Origin of the sequence: Prosthecodimorpha staleyi (assembly GCF_018729455.1) — a bacterium.
Lineage (GTDB): Bacteria > Pseudomonadota > Alphaproteobacteria > Rhizobiales > Ancalomicrobiaceae > Prosthecodimorpha > Prosthecodimorpha staleyi.
In genome coordinates this window covers 1-23,331 of record NZ_JAHHZF010000025.1, presented here as the reverse complement: position 1 = coordinate 23,331, position 23,331 = coordinate 1, and the positions used below count along the sequence as shown (strand labels likewise).

The window sequence follows — 23,331 nt, the reverse complement described above, 5'->3', positions numbered from 1 at the left end:
TCCGTCTTATCCGGGGTCTACTCGCATCGCGGCGGCGTCAAGATATCGAATTAAAGCAAAACTATACGGCCGCTTCGAGCAGAGTGGGTCCCGGATCGGCGGCCCTGACGGGCCTTGTCCGGGAATGCGGTTTGGGGGGTACCGCGGGGGCGAGGGACCGCGATCGGAGGCCGATCACTCGACGATCGCGTGGAGAGATCGTGCGGGGAGCGAAACGACTGCCCCATCTGGCGCGCCGTCCGCCTCCCGCCAGCTCTCCATCATGCATTCTCTCTCACGCCTTATCCCGTTCCGCGCGGCAGGAGCTTGCGGATTTCGCGTAGGCAGGCGCCGACATGGGGGGCGGGCTCGAAGCTGGCGCTGATCGCCTCGGAGAAGCCGACCGACGGCCCGCGTGGCAGTGCCGATTTACCATTCATTAAGCCTAAGGAAATTCAAACATTCTTGGTCAAAGTCCGGCCTTCGTCGACGCAATCACTGTCCCGGCTTTCGACGGAGGGGAACATGAATACCAAATCCGACGGTCTCGCCGGTGTCGCGGCCACAGTCCTGCTGGCCTGGTCGGTCGGTGCGAATGCGGCCATGGCCCAGTCGGTGCCGGAGGCGGCGCCGTTCGATCCGGTCGCGGTGGTCAACGGGATCGAGATCGGGCGCTCGGACTGCGCGGAGTTCGAACGGCGGGACACCGCCATCTGGGTCGAGGTCGACGGGCAGGGCTGGTGCCTCAGATACTACGCTGGCGGACTGTCGCCCGCGGCCGGGCGGCCGCCCGGGGCCGCCTCGGTCCCAGTCGCCGCCATCTGGCTGAACGGCGACGTGCTTGGGCCGAAAGGCAACGATGCGACCAAGCGGCAGAGCGGGTTCGGGCCGACCGAGATGGTGGCGCTCGAACAGGGACTGGCGGCGCGCTTCGGTGTGCCGTCGATCTTTCTCGGGCGACCCGGGACCTATGGCAGCGCCGGCAAACACTTCACGCTGCGCGGCCGCCCGCTCGAAGCCAGGCTGATCGAGGCGGCGCTGGACGGCCTGAAGGCCCGCTACCGCATCGAGGCCTGGTCGCTCGGCGGACACAGCGGCGGCGGCACGCTGGTCGCCGAAATGCTGGCCCGGCGCACGGATATACGCTGTGCCGTGATCTCGTCCGGAGCCTCCGCCTATCGCGCCTATCTGGAAGCGCGCGGGCTGATCAAGCCCGGCGAGCCGCTGACGCGCTTCGATCCCTACCAGTCGCTCGACCAGATACCGGCCGATCCCAAGCGACGGATCTTCGTCATCGGCGATCCGCGCGAGACCAACGTGCCCTTCGCGGCGCAGAAGCGCTATTTCGATGGGCTGGTCGGCCGCGGCCATGCCGCCTGGCTCCTGCCGCTTGAACGGGCCACGGATGCCCGGCACCACGATCTGGTCGATTTCGGTGAGACCGCCAACGGCCTCTGCGCCGCCGGTGCGAGCACGCAGACGATCATCGACACCCTGAACCGCATGCCCGAGCAGGGACCCAGACTGACGAACTGACGGCGCAGCGTGGAGCTTACGGTCGCGGAGGGAAACGAGCATCCCGTTCGCTCGCTGGCCCATTCCGACACCGAATCCACGGGCATGAGCTTTCGGATTTCCGGCAGATAGAGGCCTTGTCCGGGATTGCGGTTGGGGGGTGGTCGCGGGGGGCGAGATATCGAGATCGGGTTGCGATCTCTCGGGACGCTACCCGCATGCATGGAGAGATCGGGCAGGGGAACCGAAGCGGCGGCGACATCGCGCGCGGCGCCGCGCAGCCGGTCTCGCGCATCCCGGCCGCCGCCTGCCCCCGCTCACGCCGTTTCGCGTTCCGCTGCCAGGAGCTTGCGGATTTCCGGCAGGCAGGAGCCGCAATTGGTGCCGAACCCGCGGTCGCATCCCCGGACAAGGCCCGTCAGGGCCGCCGATCCGGGGCCTACTCGCATTGCTGCGGCGTCAAGATATTGAATGAAAACAGAACCTTCCGGCCGTTTCGAGCAGAGTGGGTCCCGGATCGGCGGCGCTCGCGCGCCTTGTCCGGGATTGCGGTTTGGGGGTGGTCGCGGGGGGCGAGATATCGCGATCGGGTTGCGATCTCTCGGGACGCTACCCGCATGCGTGGAGAGATGGGGCAGGGGAACCGAAGCGGCGGCGACAGCGCGCGACGCCGCGCAGTCGGCCTCGCGCATCCCGGCCGCCACCTGCCCGCCGCTCACGCCGTTTCGCGTTCCGCCGCCAGGAGCTTGCGTATTTCCGGCAGGCAGGAGCCGCAATTGGTGCCGGCCTTGAGGGTGGCGCCGATGGCTTCCGGGGAGCGGCAGCCGGTGCGGATGGCGGCTTCGATCGGGGTGCGGCCGACGCCGAAGCAGGCGCAGACGGTCGAGCCGGGATCGGGGCCGCCGCCGGCGGCGCGACTGGCGAGCGGTGCGCGGCGGGCGCGGCCTTCGAGCGGCGCGGCGCCGAGCAGGGGTTTCAGATGCGCCCAGCCGGGCCGCTCCGGCGCCGCCGTCATCGCGATGGCGGCGATCAGGCGGCCGTCGCGGACATGCGCCGCGCGGTAGAGGCCTTCGGCCGGGTCGCCGGCATCCGAAAGGTCGTCGGCGCCGCAGCCGAGCAGGGCCTGCGCGAAGGCCGGCCAGTCGGAGGGGGCGAGCTTGGGAAAGGCGGCCAGCACGGCATGACCGTCCTCGATTGTGGTGCGCGCCCAGGCGAGTGCGCCGGCCTCGTCGAGGACCCGGCGGTCCGGCAAGGCGCGGCCGACGATCACGGCCTCGAAGCCGACCGCGACCGGCGCGATGGCGACCGGGGTGGCCTTGGATTCCGGCTGGCCGGAGATCGGGTCGGTGACGGCGGCCACCAGCGCGCCTATTCTGGCCTGACCGGCATTGTCGTCCGACCAGTGGATCGGCGCGAAGACCGAGCCGCGCCGCTGGCCGGGCGCGACCACGACCCTGAGCACCGCGGCGCCGTGGCGGTTGGAGAGACGGGCCAGGCCGCCATCGGTCAGGCCGAACCAGGCCGCATCGGCCGGATGGACCTCGACGAAGGGTTCCGGCAGGTGCCGGCCGAGCGTCGGGCTGAGGCCGGTGCGGGTCATAGTGTGCCACTGGTCGCGGATGCGGCCGGTGTTGAGGAGGAGCGGCGCGTCGGCGTCCGGGCGCGCGGCGAGGGCCGGCTCACCGGGCACCTGGAAGCGGGCACGGCCGTCCGGTGTGAAGAAGCGGCCGTCGTCGAACAGGCGGGCGCGGCCGCGCCGGGCGCCGGCCGGCAGCGGCCATTGCACCGGTTCGAGCGCGTCGTAGCCGGCGCGGTCGAGATGGGCGTGGGCGCCGAGGTCGAAATCGCGCGCGCCGCCATTCTCGAAGGCCGACAGCGCGGCATGCTCGCGATAGACCGCGGCGGCGTCGGCAAAGGCGAAAGCCTGGCCGTGGCCGAGCCGGCGGCCGACCTCGGCCAGCGCCCACCAGTCCGGCCGCGCCTCGCCGGGCAACGGCCGGAACGGGCGCTGGCGCGAGATGCGCCGCTCCGAATTGGTCACCGTGCCGTTCTTCTCGCCCCAGGCGGCGGCCGGCAGGCGGACATGGGCCGGACCGCTCAGGCCGGCGCCCAGGGTGTCGTTGGAGCCGATCACCTCGGAGACGACCAGCAGGTCGAGCCGGCCGAGGGCGGCGCGCACGCGGTCGGCCTCCGGCAGGCTGACCGCCGGATTGGTGCCCATGATCCAGAGCGCCCGGACCGTGCCGGCCTCGACCGCCTGGAACAGATCGACCGCCTTCAGGCCCGGCTTTCCGGCCATCGCGGTCGCGCCCCAGAAGCGGCCGACCCGGTCGATCGCCTCGGGGGTGAAATCCATGTGGGCGGCAAGCTGGTTGGCGAGCCCGCCGACTTCGCGCCCGCCCATGGCGTTTGGCTGGCCGGTCAGCGAGAAGGGACCCATGCCGGGGCGGCCGATCCGGCCGGTGGCGAGATGGACGTTGAGGATCGCCGCGACCTTGTCGACGCCCTGGTGGCTCTGGTTGACGCCCTGGCTGTAGAGCGTGACGGTGCGCTCGGTCTCGGCGACGAGATGGAAGAAGGTGGCGACCTCGGCGGCCTTGAGGCCTGTCCCGGCGGCGACGGTCTCGATCGTGCCGGCGCGCGCGAAGGCCGCCGCAAAGGCGTCGGCGAGGCCGTTCGTGTGGGTCTCGACGAAGGCTCGGTCGTGCCGGCCGGCCTCGGCCAGGTGGACCAGCAGGCCCTCGAACAGGAGCGCGTCCGTGCCCGGCGCGATGGCGAGATGCAGGTCGATGCCGTCCGTGGTGGCGGTGGCGCGCGGGTCGATCACCACGATCCGGGCGCCGCGCCGCAGACGGTTGGCCTGCATGCGCTGCCACAGGATCGGGTGGCACCAGGCGGCGTTGGAGCCGACCAGGACCAGGAGATCGGCCTCGTCGAGATCCTCGTAGGCGCCCGGCACCGTGTCGCTGCCGAAGGCGCGCTTGTGGCCGGCGACCGAGGAGGCCATGCACAGGCGCGAATTGGTGTCGACATTGGCGGTGCCGAGGAAGCCCTTGGCGAGCTTGTTGGCGACGTAATAGTCCTCGGTCAGGATCTGGCCGGAGAGATAGAAGGCGACCGAATCCGGCCCGTATTGGGCGATGGTGTCGCGAAAGCCGGCGGCGATGCGGTCGAGCGCGGCGTCCCAGGTTGCGCGCCGGCCGTCGACGACCGGATGCAGCAGGCGGCCCTCCGGCCCGATCGTCTCGCCGAGCGCCGAGCCTTTCGAGCAGAGCCGGCCGAAATTGGCCGGATGGGCGGGGTCGCCCTGCGCGCGCCAACCGTGCGGGGCGGTCGGATCGGGCTTCATGACGACGCCGCAGCCGACGCCGCAATAGGGGCAGGTCGTCCTGACCTGCATGTCCGGGGTCGATCCGTCCGCCATGATCATTGCCCTCAATAGACGTCGCGCTGGTAGCGGCCGGCGGCGGCGAGCGCCGCGACCCGGGCCTTGGCGGCGGCCGGATCGAGCCCGCCATGGGTGGCGGCGATCTCGATCAGGGCCTTGTCGACATCGGCGGCCATGCGCTTGGCGTCGCCGCAGACATAGACATGCGCGCCGCGCTCCAGCCAGGACCACAGCTCCGCCCCGGCCTCGCGCATGCGGTCCTGGACGTAGGTTTTCGGCCCCGCGTCGCGCGACCAGGCGGTGGAAAGCCGGGTCAGGGTGCCTTGCGCCAGCAACCCCTCGAATTCCTCGCGATAGAAGAAGTCGCAGGCCTCCTTCTGGTGGCCGTAGAAGAGCCAGGCCGGGCCGGTCGCGCGGGTGGCCAACCGCTCCTGCAGGAAGGCGCGGAACGGCGCGATGCCGGTGCCCGGGCCGACCATGACGATCGGCGTGGCGCCGTCCTCCGGCAAGGCGAAGCCGTGGGCGCGCGAGACGAAGACCTTGACGGTGTCGCCGGGGGCGAGCCGGTCGGCGATGCCGGTCGAGGCGACGCCGAGCCGCGTGCGGTCGCCGATGGCGTAGCGGACCACGTCGACCGTCAGGGTCAGTTCGCCGGGCGCGGCCTGCGGGCTCGACGAGATCGAGTAGAGCCGCGGCTGCAAGGGCTCCAGGCATTCGAGCAGGGCTTCCGGGTCCGGCCGGATGCCGGGGAAATGGTCGAGCGCGGCGAGCACGTCGAGGCTTTCGGCATCGCCGAACGGGTCGCCGCCGGCAGCGAGCGCCTTGGCGTTGGCGCGCTTGTCGCCGCCGGTGATGTATGAGATCAGCTGGAACAGCATGTCGGGCGCGGGCGCCAGCGCATAATCCTCGATCAGCGCCGCCCGCAGGCTCTTGCCGGCGACCGGGAAATCGGCCGGCAGGCCGAGCCGTTCGAGGATCGCGTCGACCAGCGCGGGATCGTTCTGCGGGAAGATGCCGAAGCTGTCGCCCGGACGGTAGTCGAGGCCTTCGGGCAGGCGCCAGACGACATGCAGCGTCTCCTTGGCGGAGCCGGGACCGTTGAGGCGCGTCGCCGAGACGAAGGTCGCCTCGACCGGGCAGTCGCGGGCATAGCCGGGCCGGGCGACCGGCTTGTCGGTGCCGGCCGGGAGGGCGGGCGCGGCAGACGGCGGTGCGGGCAGGGCGGCGGACGGGCCGGCGCTCGCGGCCTCCTCCATCAGCCGCTTGACCATGCGCAGCGTGTCCTTGCCGCCGGGCTGGCAAAGGTTGAGCTTGGATTCCGTGCCGGCGGCCAGCGCTGCGGCGTAGCTCTCGCACAGATAGCCGCATTGGCCGCAATCCTGCTGGGCCATCGCGGCCATCAGCCGGCGCGGCAGCGGGCGGCCCGCGGCAAGGCCCATGCGCTCGTCGAGCGGCATGGCCGGATCGTGCCAGGGCGCGCCGTCGTCCTCCGCCGGGGCGGGGGAGGCGGCGCCGGCATCCGGGGGGGCCGGATCGACGGGCGCGGTGCCGGCATCGAAGCCGATCAGTCCGGCGAAGAAGCCGTTCAGCCAAGCGCGCTGCGCCGCGTCGAAGGGCGCGGTTTCGGGGATCAGCGGATAGGCGACGGGCGGACGGGTCGGGGCGGTCATTCGGCGGCCTCGCGGGTCGGCTGGGGCGTGGCGGCGTCGCAGAGGCCGCGCAGGGTCTCGATGGTGTGGCGCTGCACGAAGGCCTGGAAGGTCTCGTCGGCACTCGTGCGATGGCCGAGCCAGGCGAGCAGCAGGCCCTCGATCCGGGCGGGTGCTTCGGTCGCGGGCGTCGACGGGAAGATCTCGCGGGCGATCGCGGCGCGCTCGGCGAAGCCGCCGCCGACATGGATGTGATAGCCGTCGACGGTGTCCTCGCCGCTCGCATCGAGCGCGACGCGGGTTGCGATCAGGCCGATATCGCCGATGAAATGCTGGGCGCAGGAATGATGGCAGCCGGTCAGGTGGATGTTGACCGGCTGGTCGAGCGCGATCCGGCCCTCGAGCGCCTCGGCGATCGCCAAGGCGTCGCCCTTGGTGTCGGCGGCGGCGAACTTGCAGCCGCGACTGCCCGTGCAGGCGACGAGACCGGCGCGGATCGAGGAGGCCTCGTGGGTCAGGCCGAGCGCCGCGAGCCGGGCCGTGGCGGCCGCCACCATGGCGTCCGGGATGCCGGAGACGAGCAGGTTCTGCCAGACCGTCAGCCGGATGTCGCCGTCGCCGAAGGTGGCGGCGATGTCGGCGAGGCCGTGCATCTGAGCGGTCGTCATGCGGCCGACCGGCAGCACCACGCCGAGCCAGTTCAGGCCTGGCTGCGCCTGCCGGTGCAGGCCGACATGGGCGAAGCGGTCGATCGGCCGGCGCGGCTGGATCGCCTCTGCGGGCAGGCGCGTCAGTGGACGGCCGAGCTTCTCCTCGACCAGCTGTAGCGTGCGGTCGAAACCGAAGGCGTCGAGCACATATTTGAACCGCGCCTTCTTCCGGTCGGTGCGGTCGCCATGCTCGATGAAGACGCGCACGATCGCGTCGGCGACGGCGGTGGTCTCTTCCGGGCGAACCACCACGCCGGTGTCGCGCGCGAAATCCTTGTGGCCGGTGATGCCGCCGAGTGCCAGCCGGTACCAGATGCCGGGCTCGACCCCGAAGCCCGCGCGGACCGCAACCGCCTGGAAGGCGATGTCGTTGGTCTCCTCCAGCACCGCGACCCGGCCGCCGCCGTCGAAGGCGACGTTGAACTTGCGCGGCAGGCCATGCAGGGTCCGGCTCTCCAGGACGTGCATGTGCCAGTCGAGCGCATGCGGGCGTGTGTCGATCAGTTCGTCCGGGTCGATGCCGGCGGTCGGCGAGCCGGTCACGTTGCGGATGTTGTCGGCGCCGGAGCCCTTCGGCGTCAGGCCGGCCATGGCCAGCGCCTCGATCAGGTCCGGCCCGTGTTCTGCGGCGATCTCGCGGATCTGCAGATTGGAGCGGGTCGTCGCGTGCGCATAGCCGCCGCCCCAGCGGTCGGCGATCGCCGCGACAGTGCGGAACTGCCAATGCGACAGGATGCCGTTCGGGATGCGCAGCCGGCACATGAAGGCGTTCTGCGCCGGGCCGACGAAATAGAGCCCGTGGAAGCGCCAGCGGAAGTCGTCCATCGGCTTCGGGAAGCGGCCCGTGCGCGCCTCCGCCTTGAGCCGCGCATAGGCGTCGTGGGGATGCTCGTCGCGCTTGGCGATCTCCTGCGGCGACAGCTTGCGCCCCGCCGCCTCGAACCGCGCCATGGCGGCATGATGGATCGCGTCCGGACCGCGCGCGGGCCCGGCGGCGGCCAGGGCAGTCGGCGCCGCGGCGCCCGGCGCGGGGCCGCCGATGCCGGCCAGGCCGCGCGCGGTGCGGGCCGCGTTGGCGCCGGAGACGAAGCCCTGCAGCCAGCGTTTCTGGTCTTCGGTGAAACCGGCGTCCGACATCATGCCGCCTCGCAGAAGGATCGGCCGAAGACCATGTCCCGGCGGATGGAAGAAATCGGCCGGCCGTCGCGGATCAGGTCGAGATACCAGAGCCCGTCGGTGGCATCGCCGACCAGCACCGCGCCGACCAGCCGGCCGTCCCGGATGACGAGCTTGCGGTAGTGGCCGAGCGGGCGATCCTCGAACACGATCGCCTCGGTGCCGGGCGCGCCGAGGAAGTCGCCGGCCGAGAAAACCGGCAGGCCGGAAACCTTGAGGTTGGTGGCCGGCACGCTGCCCTGATAGGCGAGATCGCGGCCGGCGAGCGCTGCGGCCGCGGCGCGGGCCTGCGCATAGGCCGGTTCGACCAGGCCGTAGACGGTGCCGCGATGCTCGGCGCATTCGCCGATGGCGAAATGGCCGGGCACCGAGGTCTGCATCCGGTCGTCGACCAGGATGCCGCGGCCGATGGCGAGGCCCGCCGCTGCGGCGAGGCCCGTCTCCGGCCGGATGCCGACCGCCATACACAGGAGCCCGGCCGGCAGGATCTCGCCATCGGCGAGGCGCAGCCCGGTCACGCGGGATTCGCCTTCGATCGCGGCCGACTGGGCGCCAAGCCGCAGGCGAATGCCGCGCGCCGCCAACGCCCGGGCGAGCAAGGCGGCGCCGCGCGCATCGAGCTGGCGTTCCATCAGCCGGTCCATCAGATGGACGAGCGTCACCGGCACGCCGCGGCCGGCGAGCCCGACGGCGGCCTCGATGCCGAGCAGCCCGCCGCCGATGACCACGGCACCCTCGCCCGAGGCGGCGGCGGCCTCGATCGCGTCGAGATCGGCGAAGTCGCGGAAGGTGACGACGCCCGGCAGGTCGGCACCGGCGAGCGGCAGCCGGATCGGGCGCGAGCCGGTGGCGAGCACCAGCCGGTCATAGGGAACCGTCGTGCCGGAGGCGAGCGTCACGGTGCGGGCGGCGGGATCGAATGCGATCGCCGGATCGCCGAGCCGCAAATCGCAGCCGCGTTCGCGGTACCATGCCGCCGGCCGGAGCGCGATCTCCTCGCGCGTGGTTTCGCCGGCCAGCACGCTGGACAGCAGCACGCGATTGTAGGCGGGCACCGGCTCGGCGCCGATCACGGTCAGCTCATGGCGGCCGGGCGCGATCGCCTCGAGCTCCTCGATGAGCCTGAGGCCGGCCATGCCGTTGCCGATGATGACGATGCGGTCGCGCATCGGGTCCGTCCCTGTCTGGTCGAAGACCCAAGCCCAAAACGAAAAACGCCGCTGATCAGTGTCCTCTTGCACAAGAGGAGGCTGATCAGCGGCGTCGCTGGGTTCGGGCAATGACGTTATGCCAACGGCCCCGCCGTCGTCGGCATGGACCGGTGTCGGTCTCGCAAACCGCATGCCAGAATCGGCATCAACCTTTTCCTCCACGAAATCAACGGGTCCGATCCGCTCGCCGGTCGCCCCGGGGCGGAACCTGCCTCATATCTCTGCAGTCGGTGCCGATTGGCTGCCTAAAATCGCGACATGCGAAGCAATCGGGCAGGGGATTTCGTCGATCGCCCCGGAGAATGTCCAACCGACAATGACAGTGAAATAAGCCGGCTAATCGGTGGCCGCAAGATCTCGGATTTCGGCGCCGGCGGTGCGATTCCGGGCCGCTCGAAGTGCGCCTTGACGACCTGTCGCGAAACGCCGCCGGGCCGGGATGCAACATCCGGATGGGCTGCGGCACGCAAGCGCGACGGATCGCTCCGAGCGGCCGCACCGAGAGCCTGTCGATCGAGTTGCACATTTCATAGCCATCGCCATGCATGGCGCAAAATTGATCACAATGCGCGTTCTGGTGCAAAGGTCTGCCTCGATCCGTGCAGCGGTGCGGCGGATGGGGTCGGACCGGGGTTTCAACAAGTCACTGGAATCGTTCGAAGATGCGAGCAAGGGCGAAATTGGCACCCGATTTGCTTCATTCAAATCGACGTGGTGGCCGTTGGCGGCCCCACCCACGCGGCCAACGGCGGCTGCATCGATACCCGCACAACGGCGTCCACGGGTCTGACGGAGTTCATCCTCCGACCCTGGGCGCTTTTTTTATTGCCTGAACGGAAAGGCGACACGCCATGAGCGACGTTTCCCGGAAGTCCGAAATCAGCAATTCCCCGGCCGCCGGCTCCTCGCGCCGCCATTTCCTGAAGAGCGCCGCCGCGAGTCTGGCCGGGGCGGGGCTGATTTCCGCGGTCCGCGCGGGTTTTCCGGGCGGCGCGCACGCTGCGGCCGGCGGTCCTGAGGTGACCAAGGCGATCCTCGGCTATATCGCGCTGACCGACACCGCGCCGCTGATCGTCGCCAAGGAGAAGGGATTCTTCGCCAAATACGGCATGCCGGACGTCGAGGTCGCCAAGCAGGCCTCCTGGGGCACGACGCGCGACAACCTCGAACTCGGCTCGGCCGGCGGCGGCATCGACGGCGCCCATATCCTGACCCCGATGCCCTATCTGATGACCGCCGGCAAGATCACCAAGACGCCCGGCGGCGTGCCGATGGCGATCCTGAGCCGGCTCAACACCCAGGGCCAGGGCATCATGCTGGCCAATGCACACAAGGACCTGAAGATCGGCCTGGATACCAGCGCCCTGAAGGAGCGTTTCGCGACGCTGAAGGCGGGCGGCAAGGAGATCAAGGTCGCGATGACCTTTCCGGGCGGCACCCACGACTGCTGGATCCGCTACTGGCTCGCCGCCGGCGGCGTCGACCCGGACAAGGATTGCCAGACCATCGTGGTGCCGCCGGCCCAGATGGTCGCCAACGCCAAGGTCGGCAATATGGAGGCCTATTGCGTCGGCGAGCCCTGGCCGCTGCAGACCGTGAACCAGAATGTCGGCTACTGCGCCATCACCACCGGCGAACTCTGGAAGAACCATCCCGAGAAGTCCTTCGCGCTGCGCGCCGAATTCGTCGACAAGTATCCGAAGGCGACCGCCGCCCTGCTCGCAGCCGTGCTCGAGGCGGCGCAATGGTGCGACAAGGATGCCAACAAGGACGAGATGTGCGCCATCCTGGCCAAGCGGGAATGGTTCAAGGTGCCGGTCGACGACATTCTCGACCGCTCGAAGGGCAAGTTCGATCTCGGCGTCCGGGCCTTCGAGAACAAGGACCTGATGCAGAAATACTGGCGCGATTTCGCCTCCTATCCGTATCAGAGCCATGAACTGTGGTTCCTGACCGAAGACATCCGCTGGGGCTACCTGCCGGCGACGACCGACACCAAGGCGCTGGTCGCCAAGGTCAACCGCGAGGATCTCTGGCGCGAGGCCGCCAAGGCAATCGGCGTCGCCGCGGCCGACATCCCCGGCTCGACCTCGCGCGGCGTGGAGACCTTCTTCGACGGCGTGGCCTTCGATCCGGCCAACCCGTCGGCCTATCTGGACGCGCTCAAGATCAAGAAGCTGGTCGGCTGATGCCGGACCGGAGCCGCCGCGCCGGGCGCGCCCCGGTTCGGCGGGTCCGCCTCTCGCCATGAAGGAACCCGAAATGTCCGTCGAAGCCGAACCGATGCCGCAGACGACCGGTACGCTCAAACTGCCGGCGACCGCCGTGCTGCTCGCCGGCGCGAAGCGCCGCGCCATTGACGTGGCGCGCGTGATCGTGCCGCCGCTGATCTCGCTCGCCGTGCTTCTGGCGATCTGGGAGCTTGCCTTCTCGGGCAAGGGTGCCTCGCTGCCGCCGCCGTCCAAAGTGGTGGCGGACACCTGGGAGCTGATCGCTCACCCGTTCTTCGACCGCGGCGGCCTCGACAAGGGTCTGGCGCTGCACATCTTCGAAAGCCTGAAGCGGGTCGGGGTCGGCTTCTCGATCGCCAGCATCGCCGGCGTCCTGCTCGGCGTGTTGATCGGGTCGTCGTCGCTCGCCTATCGCGGCCTCGATCCGATCTTCCAGGTGCTGCGCACCGTGCCGCCGCTGGCCTGGCTGCCGATCGCGCTGGCCGCCTTTCGGGAGAGCCAGCCGGCGGCGATCTTCGTCATCGCCGTGACGGCGGTCTGGCCGGTGATGTTGAACACTGCGGTCGGCATCCGCAATATCCCGGAAGACTATCGCAACGTCGCGCGCGTGCTGCGGCTGAACCCGCTCGAATTCTTCTTCAAGATCACCCTGCCGGCGACCGTGCCCTACATCTTCACCGGCCTCAAGATCGGCATCGGTCTGTCCTGGCTGGCGATCGTCGCGGCTGAGATGCTGGTCGGCGGCGTCGGCATTGGCTTCTTCCTTTGGGACAGCTGGAACTCGTCGCTGATCAGCGAGATCATTCTGGCGCTCCTCTATATCGGGCTGGTCGGCCTGCTGCTCGACCGCGTCATCACCTGGGCCGGCCGCCTGATCGGCGGACCGGGTACCTTCTGAAACCGGGCACCTTCTGAAGGAGAGCGGCATGAACCGTCCCTATCTGCAGATCGACAATGTCGGCATGGTGTTCGACACCGCCAAGGGCAGCTTCACGGCGCTGGTCGACGTGAACCTGAAAGTCGCCCGCGGCGAGGTCATCTCGATCATCGGCCATTCGGGTTGCGGCAAGTCCACGCTGCTCAACATCGTGGCCGGCCTGACCCGCAACACGTCCGGCGTGCTGCTGCTCGACGGCAAGGAGATCGACAGCCCCGGTCCCGACCGGGCGGTGGTGTTCCAGAACCACTCGCTGCTGCCCTGGCTGACCGTCTACGACAACGTCAAGCTCGCGGTCGACAAGGTGCTGTCGGCGCGCATGGACCGCCGGCAGCGGCACGACTGGACGGTGCACAATCTCGACCTGGTCGGCATGAGCCACGCGCTCGACAAGCGGCCGCACGAGATTTCCGGCGGCATGAAGCAGCGCGTCGGCATCGCCCGGGCCTTGGCCATGGAACCGAAGGTGCTGCTGATGGACGAGCCCTTCGGCGCGCTCGACGCCCTGACCCGGGCGACGCTGCAGGACACGCTGATGGACATCCAGGCCAAGCTCGGCAACACGGTGATCATCATCACCCATGATGTCGACGAGGCCGTGCTGCTGTCCGACCGGATCGTGATGATGACCAACGGCCCGTCGGCGCGCATCGGCGAGATCTGCGAAGTCGCCCTGCCGCGCCCGCGCCGGCGGCTCGAGCTGACCGAAGATCCCGAGTATCTGCGCGCCCGCGCCGCCGTCATGCGCTTCCTCTACGAGCGCCAGCGGCACCCGAAGGCGGCCTGACGGCCGCCTTCGGTCGGGGGATCCGGCCCGCTACCGGAACAGCGCCGGCAGCCAGAGGCTCAGGCCGGGGATGTAGGTGACCAGCAGCAGCACCGCGATCGAGGCGCCGAAGAAGGGCCAGATCGTGCGCATCGCCTCGCGGATGGTGATCTTGCCGACCGCGCAGCCGACGAACAGAACCGAACCGACCGGCGGCGTGTTCAGCCCGATCCCGGCATTGAGGATCAGGATGACGCCGAAATGGACCGGGTCGACGCCGAACTTCATCACCACCGGCAGCAGCACCGGCGTCAGGATGATGATCATCGGCGCCATGTCCATGAAGGTGCCGAGGAACAGCAGCGCGACATTGACCAGGAGCAGGATCAGGGTCGGGTTGGTGGTGATGCTCTCCAGGAGCTTCACGGTCGCCGCCGGCACCTGAAGAAGCGCCATCAGCCAGCCGAAGGCCTGGGCGGTGCCGATCACCAGGAGCACCATCGCGGTGGTGCGCACCGCCCCGTAGGTCGCCTCCCGGAAGCCGGCGAGATCGAGCTGGCGATAGACGAACAGCGCGATCAGGAAGGCGTAGATGACGGCGATGCAGGAGCTTTCCGTCGCCGTGAAGATGCCCGAGCGGACGCCGCCGAAGATGATGAAGATCAACAGGATGCCGGGCGAGGCGACGGCGAGGCGCCAGCCGACCATGCGCCAGCCCGGGAAGGGATCGGCCGGATAGCCGCGCCGGCGCGCGACCCACCAGGCGGTGACCATCAGGGCGGCGGCGAGCAGAAGCCCGGGCAGGATGCCGGCGGTGAACAGATCGGCGACTGACAGGTTTCCGCCGGCCGCGATCGAATAGATGATCATGTTGTGCGAGGGCGGGATCAGAAGCGCGATGATCGCCGCATTGACGGTGACGTTGACCGCATAGTCGCGGTCGTAGCCGCGCGCGGCCATCTGCGGGATCATCAGGCCGCCGATCGCCGAGGCGTCGGCCACCGCCGAGCCGGAGATGCCGCCGAACAGGGTCGCGGAGACGACGTTGACCTGGCCGAGGCCGCCGCGCAGGTGGCCGACCAGGCTCGCGGCGAAGTGGATCAGCTTCTCGGCGATGCCGCCGCGGATCATCAGGTCGCCCGCGAAGATGAAGAACGGGATCGCCATCATCGAGAAGGCGTTCATGCCGGTGTTGATCTGCTGGAACACGATCAGCGGCGGCAGGTCCATGTAGAGCGCCGTCGCCAAGGCCGACAGGCCGAGGCAGAAGGCGATCGGGGTGCCGATGAACATCAGCACCGTGAAGGTTCCGAACAGGATCCAGAGTTCCATCAGGCGAGCTCCTGCGCGGCGACGCCTTCGTGCTCGATGCCGGCGAGGCGTTCGAGCAGCCGTTCCAGGGCGAACAGGGCGATGACCACGCCGCCGATCACCTGGGGCATGTAGTCCCAGCCGCCGGGGATGCCGAGCACCGGCAGGCGCGCCGCCCAGGTGCCGATGGCGAGGTCGAGCGAGTACCAGGACATGGCCAGTCCGAACAGGATCACCAGCACGAAGGTGATCGCGTCCAGCGCCTTGCCGACCGCGGCCGGCGCGACGTGCTGGATCAGGTCGAGGCCGAGATGGAAATTCTCGCGCACGCCCACGGCCGCGCCGAGGATGATGAACCAGCCCATCAGCTGGAGCGTCACCGGTTCGGCCCAGCTCGGCGTGTCGTTGAGCACGTAGCGGGCGAAGACCTGCCAGCCGACCACGAAGGTCATGCCGATCATGCCGAGGGCGGAGAGGGCGAGGCAGAGGGCGGCAAGCAGGCCGTTGAGGCGGCCTAAACTGCGGATGAGCGCGGGCATGGACGGACCTCGCGGAAGTCGCACGGAGGCGGCATGACAGAGGACCGCCGGCGGCGGGCCGGCGGTCCCGGAAGGGCAGGACGGGAACAGGGTCGCACGGGTCCCTCGCGGGGCGGCCGCGCGACAGCCTTACGGGGTGGCCTGGATGCGGGCGACCAGGTCCTTCATCTTCGCATCGGTGACGAACTTGTCGTAGACCGGCTTCATCGCGGCGATGAACGGCGCCTTGTCGACGGTGGCGACGATCGCGCCGGCCTCGCGCACCTTGGCCTCCGACGCCTTCTCGCGGGCGACCCAGAGCCGGCGCATCTCGGCGACCGATTCCTTGGCGGCGGCGCGGACGATCTTCTGATCCTCCGGCGACAGCTTGTCGAAGCTCTTCTTGGCCATGACCAGCACTTCCGGCGTCAGGGAGTGTTCGGTGATGGTATAGAACTTCGAGACTTCGAAATGACGCGAGGATTCGTAGGACGGCCAGTTGTTCTCGGCGCCGTCGACGACGCCGGTCTGCAGCGCCGAATAGAGCTCGCCGAACGGCATCGGCGTGGCGTTGGCGCCCATCGCCTGCATCAGCGCGATCCAGAGATCGGACTGCTGCACGCGGATCTTGAGGCCCTTCACGTCTTCGAGCGACTTGATCTGCTTCTTGGTCGTGTAGAAGGAGCGCGCGCCGGAATCGTAGAAGGCCAGCGCGACCAGGCCGTGCGGCTCGAATTCCTTCAGGATCTCGTCGCCGATCGGGCCGTCGACGACCTTGTGCATGTGCTCGACCGAGCGGAACAGGAAGGGCAGGCCGAGCACCTGGGTCGCCGGGACCAGGTTGTTGAAGGGCGCGGTATTGATCCGGTTCATGTCGATGACGCCGAACCGGGTCTGCTCGATGGTGTCCTTCTCCTCGCCGAGCTGGCGATTGTTGAACACCTTGACCTTGACCCGGCCCTTGGTCCGTTCCTCGACCAGCTTGCCCATATAGATGACGGCCTCGACCGTCGGGTAGCCGTCCGGATGGATGTCGGCCGAGCGCAGGGTGACCTGCGCGGCGGCGGGCGGCGCAGCGGCGAACAGGGTGGCGGCGGCAAGACCGAGCGCCAGGAATGCGGATTTCAAGGCCATGGTGTATCCTCCCTCGCCCGGGCGGGCGCATCGATGCCGAGCCGGTTTCGATCCGGCTTCGTTCAATTGGTCAGGTTATCATATAACTTTGACGATGAGGCTTGTCCAGCACTGCACCGCCGGTTTGCCAGACGCCGGTGACGCAGCGCCGGCGGGTCGATAATCACTGTTAAATCAAAGCTATACCGATCGAGGAAGCGGTCGGGAGCGACCGCTCCGGGGACGGCGATGCCGCGCTGCCGTCCCGACGGACAGCGTCGGATCGGCGCCCCCGATCACTTTCGATCGGCGAAGCGGCCGACCGGGACGCCGCGCGCGCCGGGGCTGAACAGGATCGGACTGCCGGTCCAGGGCTTGGCCTCAAGACGATCGGCCGCCACCGAGGCGGACAGGCTGGTGATCATGATCAGGTCGCGTTCCGGCCCGCCGAAGCACGGCATGGTCGGGGCAGCGACCGGCAGGTCGAAACTCTCGGCCAGGCGGCCGTCGCGATCGAAGCGGTTGAGCCGGCCGGCGGTCACACCGGCGCTCCAGTAGTTGCCGTCGAGATCGGTCGCGCCGCCGTCGGGGCGACCCGTGGCATCGTCGAGCGTCGCCATGCGGACCCGTTCGCCGAGGCTGCCGGTGGCCGGATCGAAGGCGATCCGGTCGATCCAGGGCCCGCGCGAATCCGCCAGATAGAGCGTGTGCCCGTCGGCCGACCAGGCGAGCCCGTTGGAGACGCGCAGCCCGGCGATCATGCGGTCGACCCGTCCGTCGGCGGCGATCCGGTAGAGGCTGCCGATCGGCGCCCGCTCCGGCCGCTCGTCCATCGAGCCGACCCAGAAGGCGCCGTCCGGGCCGACCTTGCCGTCGTTGAGCCGGGTCGTCGGGAGATCGGGTTCCAGTTCGGTCAGCGATTCGAGGGCGCCGGTTTCGAGATCGAACAGAACGACGCGCTTCGGCAGGGCGAGGATGAGCCGGCCGCTTTCGCAGAGTCCCATCGAGCAGGGGCGGTCCGGCACGGGCCGCATCCGGTATCGCGATCCGTCCGGGGCGGCCTCGTGCAAGGCGCGGCCTTCGATGTCGAGCCAGCGGAACAGGCCCGTGCGATTGTCCCAGAGCGGGCCCTCGCCGAGCTCGCAGCGGTGTTCGACGAGACGGCGAAAATCGGACATGGCCTTCCCCATCTCTGGCGTCAGGACGCCAAGGCCGCATAGCGGGCGCGCGATCCGGCCAGGTGCCGGCGCATATGGGCGGCGGCGGCATCCGGGTCGCCCGCCGCGATGGCGTCGCGGATCGCCTGATGCTCCCGCTCGACCATGTCGAGATAGTCGGGTGCCAGATTCGAGGCCGGCAGCCGGCGCCGCGGCACGGCGAGATCGCCGAGCTGGTCCAGGAAGCGGCCGAAATAGGGATTCTGCGTCGCCGCCGCGATGGCGCGGTGGAAGGCGAGATCGGGGGCGACGTTGTCGGTCGCCTCGGTCCGGGCCCGGCCCAACTCGGCAATCGAGTGGTCGATCGCCTGCAGATCCGCGTCGGTGCGTCGGTTCGACGCCAGGGCGGCGGCCTCCACCTCCACGGCGAGGCGCAGTTCCAGGATCCAGACGATCTCGTCGACGGTCGCCCGCTCGATCGGACCGAGGTCGGCGAAACGGGTGCGCGCCTGCAGCACGAAAGCGCCGGCGCCCTGGCGCGTCTCGACCAGGCCGGCCGCCTTCAGGGCCGCCACCGCCTCGCGCACGACGGTGCGGCTGACGCCGGCCGCCGCCGACAGCGCGGCTTCCGTCGGCAGGCGGTCGCCGGGCTTCAGCCGGCCTTCGCGGATTTCGCGTTCCAGGCTTTCCGACAGCAGCGCCACGAGCTTCTTCGAGCGCGGGAATGTGCCGATCGAGAGCGGAGCGAGGGTTGCGTTGGGAGGGGCCATACCGTTCGGGCGGATCAGACTGTCATGAGGGGCGCGGGATCGTCGCACGGAAACTCGCGTTTCAAGGCGATGGTCCGACTGTCGGTTCGTTGGGGACGTATCAAGCGCGCAGCGCCGCTTCAAGCTGGCGGATGAGCCGAATCCGGCATCCGCCGGCCGGATACGTCGGCGAACCCTACGCCCTCTGTCCCGAGGCGTCCACAGTACCGCGGACCCGTGCCGTCCGACCTTAGTCGGTCGCGCGCGCCCGTCAGAGCGCGGATGCGCCCTGGTCGGCGGGACCCACCATGGCGCGGAAATGCCCGAACAGATCGCGGCCGACACCCGACTGGTTGGGCTCGAGATCGGCCGTCGCCGGGGTGCGCGCGGCCCATTCGGCAGGCTCGATCAGCACCTCCAAGGTACCCGCCGTGGCATCGAGCCGGATCCGGTCGCCGTCGCGGATGCGGGCGATCGGGCCGCCCTCTGCCGCTTCCGGGGTGACATGGATGGCGGCCGGGACCTTGCCGGAAGCGCCCGACATGCGTCCGTCGGTGACCAGGGCGACGCGGTGGCCGCGGTCCTGCAGCACGCCGAGCGGGGGCGTCAGCTTGTGCAACTCCGGCATGCCGTTGGCCTTCGGCCCCTGGAAACGCACCACGGCGATCACGTCGCCGTCGAGCGTGCCGGCCTTGAAGGCCTGCTGCAATTCGTCCTGGCTGTGGAACACGCGTGCGGGGGCCTCGATGACGTGGCGGTCCGGCTTGACCGCCGAGGTCTTGATCACGCCGCGGCCGAGATTGCCGCCGAGCACGGTCAACCCGCCGGTCGGCTGGAACGGGTTTGCGGCGGGCCGCAATACCGCCTCGTTGGCGGAGGCCGCCGGGCTTTCGGCAAAGCCGACCCGGCCGTCGGCGTCGAGGGCCGGCGCGACCGTGTAGCCGTCGAGCCCGGTGCCCCAGACGGTGCGCACGTCGCGATGCAGGAGGCCCGCGGCGAGGAATTCGCGGATCAGGAACTGCAGCCCGCCGGCGGCGCGGAAATGGTTCACGTCGGCCGAGCCGTTCGGGTAGACCCGGGCAACCAGCGGCACGACCTCGGCGAGATCGGCGAAATCCTCCCAGGTCAGCACCAGGCCGGCGGCGCGCGCCATGGCGACGAGGTGCAGCGTGTGGTTGGTTGAGCCGCCGGTGGCGTGCAGGCCGACCACGCCGTTGACGAAGGCGCGCTCGTCGAGCACCTCGCCGATCGGCGTGAAGGCGTTGCCGGCGGCGGTGATCTCCAGGACGCGCCTGACGGCGGTGACGGTCAGGGCCTCGCGCAGCGGCGTGTTCGGATTGACGAAGGTGGCGCCCGGCACATGCAGGCCCATCAGTTCCATCAGCATCTGGTTGGAATTGGCCGTGCCGTAGAAGGTGCAGGTGCCCGGCGCGTGATAGGACTTCGCCTCGGAGTCCAGCAGTTCGGCGCGGCCGACCTTGCCCTCGGCATAGAGCTGACGGGTGCGCGCCTTCTCCTCGTTGGAAATGCCCGAGGGCATCGGGCCGGCGGGCACGAAGATGCCGGGCAGATGGCCGAACGACAGGGCGCCGATGACAAGGCCCGGAACGATCTTGTCGCAGATGCCGAGATAGAGCGCGCCGTCGAACATCTGATGCGACAGGGCGATGCCGGTCGACAGGGCGATCACGTCGCGCGAGAACAGCGAGAGCTCCATGCCGGCCTCGCCCTGGGTGACGCCGTCGCACATGGCCGGCACGCCGCCGGCGACCTGGGCGACCGCGCCGGCCTCGCGGGCCGCGCGTCGGATCAGCTCCGGATAGCCCTCGTAGGGCTGATGCGCCGACAGCATGTCGTTATAGGCGGTGACGATGCCGATATTGGGCGCCTCGCCGGTCATCAGCGTCGCCTTGTCGCCGGTGCCGCAGGCGGCGAAGCCATGGGCGAGATTGGCGCAGCCGAGCGCCTTGCGCACCGGGGCCTTGGCGGCGGCGGCGCGGATGCGGTCGAGATAGCGGGCGCGGCTGTCGCGGCTGCGCTGGGCGATCCGTTCGGTGACTTCGCCGATCCGGGCATGGACGGTCATGGCTGTCTCCTGGTGGCTCGATCGATCCACAAGCGGCGGGTGGATGTCTTCAGCGTCCGCATGGGACGTGACATCGGCATCACGGCCCGGGCCGGCAAGTGGTCCGAAGCCGACATCTGCGTCCCGCAAGCGTCAGAGTCGGGTCACGCAATCCAACGCTTGGCGGTTCGGATTGGCGAGACGGATGGCAACCGTCCGTCTCGATCGAACCCCAGGGTCCGGGCGGCAGGCCCGGCTTCAGGCGGCGTCCTCGTGCCAGGTGCGGCCGTCGCGCTCGATCAGCGCGATCGAGGCCGACGGGCCCCAGGTGCCGGAGCGATAGAGCTTGGGCCGGTCCTGGGCATGGCGCCAGCCGTCCAGGATCGGGTCGATCCAGCTCCACGCCGCCTCGACCTCGTCGCGCCGCATGAACAGGGTCTGGTTGCCGCGCACCACGTCAAGCACCAGGCGCTCGTAGGCATCCGGGTTGCGGGCTCCGAAGGCCTCGGCGAAGGTCATGTCGAGCGGCACCCGGCGCAGGCGCATGCCGCCGGGGCCGGGGTCCTTGATCATCAGATGCAGGCGGATGCCCTCCTGCGGCTGCAGGCGGATGACCAGTTCGTTGCGGGCGATGGTGCCGGCGCCGGCGTCGAAGATCGAATGCGGGATGGCCTTGAAGGAGACGAGAATTTCCGAGCAGCGTGCGGCCAGCCGCTTGCCGGTGCGCAGGTAGAAGGGCGTGCCCGACCAGCGCCAGTTGTTGACCTCGGCCTTCAGGGCCACGAAGGTCTCCGTCTGGCTGGCGGAATTCTGGATCTCGTCCGCATAGGCGGCGACCGGGCCGAGCGCGGAGGCGCCGGCGTCGTACTGGCCGCGCACCGTATGGGTGGCGACCGCGCCGTCGACGATCGGCCGCAGCGCCTTCAGCACCTTGAGCTTTTCGTCGCGCACCGAATCCGCGTCGAGCGCCGCCGGCGGCTCCATGGCGACCAGGCAGAGGAGCTGGAGAATGTGGTTCTGGACCATGTCGCGCAGCGCGCCGGCGGTATCGTAGTAGCCGCCGCGGCCCTCGACGCCGAGCGTCTCGGCGACCGTGATCTGGACGTGGTCGATATGGGCCGAATTCCAGATCGGCTCGAACAGGGCGTTGGCGAAGCGCAGCGCCATCAGGTTCTGCACCGTCTCCTTGCCGAGATAGTGGTCGATCCGGAAGATGCGCTTCTCGTCGAAAATCGCGCCGACCGCATCGTTGACGCGCTGGGCCGACGTGAGGTCCTTGCCGACGGGCTTTTCGACCACCACCCGCGACTGCGGCGAGACCAGGCCGGCATCGCCGAGCCGGCGGCAGATGCCGCCGAACAGGTCCGGACTGGTCGCCAGATAGTAGACGCGGATGCGGTCGGGATGCTCGCCCAGAACTTGGGCCAGATGGCTCCAGCCGTCCTCGCCGGCGGCGTCGACGCGGGCATAGTCGAGCCGATCGAGAAAGCGATCGAGCGTCTCCTGGTCGCGGTCCTCGGCGTCGACATGGTCGATGATCGCGCTGCGGGCGAAGTCGCGGTAGGCGGCGCGGGTCATTTCGGCGCGGGAGACGCCGATGATCCGGGTCGGCCCCTCGATCTGATGGTCGCGGTCGCGCTGGAACAGCGCGGGCAGGAGCTTGCGCCGGACCAGGTCGCCGGTGCCGCCGAAGGCGACGAAGTCGAAAACGTCGACCGAGATGATGCGACTGGCCATGACGGGCTCCGCAACGGGGGAGAGGCCCCCAGCGTAATGTGAGGGCCATGCGCGCCGGAAGGACTATCGCAATGCAATAAATTGCATAATGCGACAGATATTGCGATATCGTCGTCTTGCCAGATGCTCCGGCGGATTGCAAGCGCAAAGCTCGCGCGGCTGGGCAGCCGAAGGCCCGGACACACATGACGAAGCCCCCGGCTTGGGGCCGGGGGCTTGTTGGACGGGTGCTTGACGGGCCCGTGCTTGTGGGGCCGGGGCAGGCCCGGAAGGCTCAGTAGCAGGTCTTCACCCAGCGCCAGTCCCAGCCGCCGTAGCCGTCGTAGTACTTCACCTTCTTCATATAGCAGCTGCCGTAGTCATAGCCGTAACCGTGGCCGTATCCGTAGCCGTGACCATAGCCGTAGCCGTGGCCCTTGAACACGACGTGGCCGTGATGATGGCCACCGACGACGACCTTGACCTTGCCGGCCGAGGCCGGGGCGGCGGCGAGACCGAGGGCGAGGGTGGCGCCGAGGAGGGTGGTGAGCATGGTCTTCATGGCTGATCTCCGTTTGCTTCTGGGTGAGGTCGGGGATCGCTCTCGATCCCGACTGTCACCACCTTGCCGGAGCGCCCGTCCGCCCGCTGTTCCCTGGGGAACCGGCCGGAAAATTCCAATCGGGCCGGATTGAATCGCGGTCCGGCGCCGCGGCGCACCCCGGATCGCCTCGGCGGACCCGGAGGGAGACGGCCCCGGGCCGACCGTCGAGCGTGCTAGGCCCCGGGTGAAGCACTACGGCGCAGTATGGGAATGCAGGACCGCGGCCTGCGACGCCGCTTCGGGTCTGTCACGCCGGCCGGAGCGTCAGCGGAGAGCCGGACCCACCGTGCTGCCAACAGGCCGCAGGGGCTTGAATCGGTTGACGATCTTGACGCCGCTGCGGGGCGAGTAGGCCCCGGATCGGCGGCCCTTCGGGCCTTGTCCGGGGATGCGGCCGGGAGATCGGTGGGGAGATCGGCCGGGAGATCGGTTGGGAGCCCTCGCATGTGTGAAGCTACGCGCCATCCCGCAGCGCATTCCCGGCCGCAGCGAAGCGGAGAGCCGGGACCCACTCTGCCGTCAACTTGCCGCAAGAG

General features: G+C 69.4%; 16 protein-coding genes. 4 read left to right on the top strand and 12 right to left on the bottom strand.

Annotated features, from left to right (window positions below; all coding sequences use genetic code 11):
* Positions 1 to 504 precede the first annotated feature (504 nt).
* Entirely contained in the window at positions 505 to 1,515 is a 1,011-nt protein-coding gene (locus KL771_RS27655; RefSeq protein WP_261971738.1) for an alpha/beta hydrolase family protein, read from the top strand.
* A gap of 694 nt (positions 1,516 to 2,209) precedes the next feature.
* On the opposite strand, the gene KL771_RS27650 is transcribed toward KL771_RS27655, so the two are convergent.
* The 4 genes from KL771_RS27650 to KL771_RS27635 are packed head-to-tail and all read right to left on the bottom strand — an operon-like array spanning position 2,210 to position 9,586.
* The gene (locus KL771_RS27650; protein WP_390867894.1) at positions 2,210 to 4,924 is read right to left on the bottom strand and encodes a nitrate reductase; all 2,715 of its coding nucleotides are present in this window, start codon (positions 4,922 to 4,924) and stop codon (positions 2,210 to 2,212) included.
* Positions 4,925 to 4,929: 5 nt separating this feature from the next.
* A complete protein-coding gene (locus tag KL771_RS27645) occupies positions 4,930 to 6,552 on the bottom strand; it encodes a sulfite reductase subunit alpha (protein ID WP_261971736.1) in 1,623 nt (540 codons plus the stop codon).
* Positions 6,549 to 8,381, bottom strand: coding sequence for a NirA family protein (locus tag KL771_RS27640; RefSeq protein ID WP_390867891.1), 1,833 nt, complete (start codon positions 8,379 to 8,381; stop codon positions 6,549 to 6,551). Before KL771_RS27640 ends, KL771_RS27645 begins: the two co-directional genes overlap by 4 nt.
* The gene (locus tag KL771_RS27635) at positions 8,378 to 9,586 is read right to left on the bottom strand and encodes an NAD(P)/FAD-dependent oxidoreductase (protein ID WP_261971734.1); all 1,209 of its coding nucleotides are present in this window, start codon (positions 9,584 to 9,586) and stop codon (positions 8,378 to 8,380) included. Before KL771_RS27635 ends, KL771_RS27640 begins: the two co-directional genes overlap by 4 nt.
* Before the next feature lie 893 nt (positions 9,587 to 10,479).
* On the opposite strand from KL771_RS27635, the gene KL771_RS27630 reads away from it, so the two are divergent.
* The 3 genes from KL771_RS27630 to KL771_RS27620 all read left to right on the top strand — a co-directional run bounded on the left by KL771_RS27630 (position 10,480) and on the right by KL771_RS27620 (position 13,583).
* Positions 10,480 to 11,817: a CmpA/NrtA family ABC transporter substrate-binding protein gene (locus tag KL771_RS27630; RefSeq protein WP_261971733.1), complete on the top strand. Its 1,338-nt coding sequence runs from the start codon at positions 10,480 to 10,482 to the stop codon at positions 11,815 to 11,817.
* Between the two features lie 73 nt (positions 11,818 to 11,890).
* Positions 11,891 to 12,757: a nitrate ABC transporter permease gene (gene ntrB, locus KL771_RS27625; RefSeq protein ID WP_261971732.1), complete on the top strand. Its 867-nt coding sequence runs from the start codon at positions 11,891 to 11,893 to the stop codon at positions 12,755 to 12,757.
* A 28-nt stretch (positions 12,758 to 12,785) separates the two neighbouring features.
* A complete protein-coding gene (locus tag KL771_RS27620; protein WP_390867888.1) occupies positions 12,786 to 13,583 on the top strand; it encodes an ABC transporter ATP-binding protein in 798 nt (265 codons plus the stop codon).
* A gap of 30 nt (positions 13,584 to 13,613) precedes the next feature.
* On the opposite strand, the gene KL771_RS27615 is transcribed toward KL771_RS27620, so the two are convergent.
* From KL771_RS27615 to KL771_RS27580, 8 genes are all read right to left on the bottom strand, one after another.
* Positions 13,614 to 14,894, bottom strand: a complete 1,281-nt coding sequence (locus KL771_RS27615; RefSeq protein ID WP_261971731.1) for a TRAP transporter large permease — start codon at positions 14,892 to 14,894, stop codon at positions 13,614 to 13,616.
* Positions 14,894 to 15,412, bottom strand: a complete 519-nt coding sequence (locus tag KL771_RS27610; protein WP_261971730.1) for a TRAP transporter small permease — start codon at positions 15,410 to 15,412, stop codon at positions 14,894 to 14,896. Before KL771_RS27610 ends, KL771_RS27615 begins: the two co-directional genes overlap by 1 nt.
* A 129-nt stretch (positions 15,413 to 15,541) precedes the next feature.
* The gene (locus KL771_RS27605) at positions 15,542 to 16,525 is read right to left on the bottom strand and encodes a TRAP transporter substrate-binding protein (RefSeq protein WP_261971729.1); all 984 of its coding nucleotides are present in this window, start codon (positions 16,523 to 16,525) and stop codon (positions 15,542 to 15,544) included.
* Positions 16,526 to 16,800: 275 nt separating this feature from the next.
* On the bottom strand, positions 16,801 to 17,682 hold the full coding sequence (locus tag KL771_RS27600) for an SMP-30/gluconolactonase/LRE family protein (protein ID WP_261971728.1): 882 nt from the start codon (positions 17,680 to 17,682) through the stop codon (positions 16,801 to 16,803).
* A gap of 20 nt (positions 17,683 to 17,702) precedes the next feature.
* Complete coding sequence (locus tag KL771_RS27595; protein WP_261971727.1) at positions 17,703 to 18,431, bottom strand: FadR/GntR family transcriptional regulator; 729 nt, start codon at positions 18,429 to 18,431, stop codon at positions 17,703 to 17,705.
* Positions 18,432 to 18,681: 250 nt separating this feature from the next.
* A complete protein-coding gene (gene edd / locus KL771_RS27590) occupies positions 18,682 to 20,496 on the bottom strand; it encodes a phosphogluconate dehydratase (protein ID WP_261971726.1) in 1,815 nt (604 codons plus the stop codon).
* Positions 20,497 to 20,733: 237 nt separating this feature from the next.
* On the bottom strand, positions 20,734 to 22,212 hold the full coding sequence (gene zwf, locus KL771_RS27585) for a glucose-6-phosphate dehydrogenase (RefSeq protein WP_261971725.1): 1,479 nt from the start codon (positions 22,210 to 22,212) through the stop codon (positions 20,734 to 20,736).
* A 274-nt stretch (positions 22,213 to 22,486) separates the two neighbouring features.
* Positions 22,487 to 22,753, bottom strand: a complete 267-nt coding sequence (locus KL771_RS27580; RefSeq protein ID WP_261971724.1) for a hypothetical protein — start codon at positions 22,751 to 22,753, stop codon at positions 22,487 to 22,489.
* Positions 22,754 to 23,331: the final 578 nt, after the last annotated feature.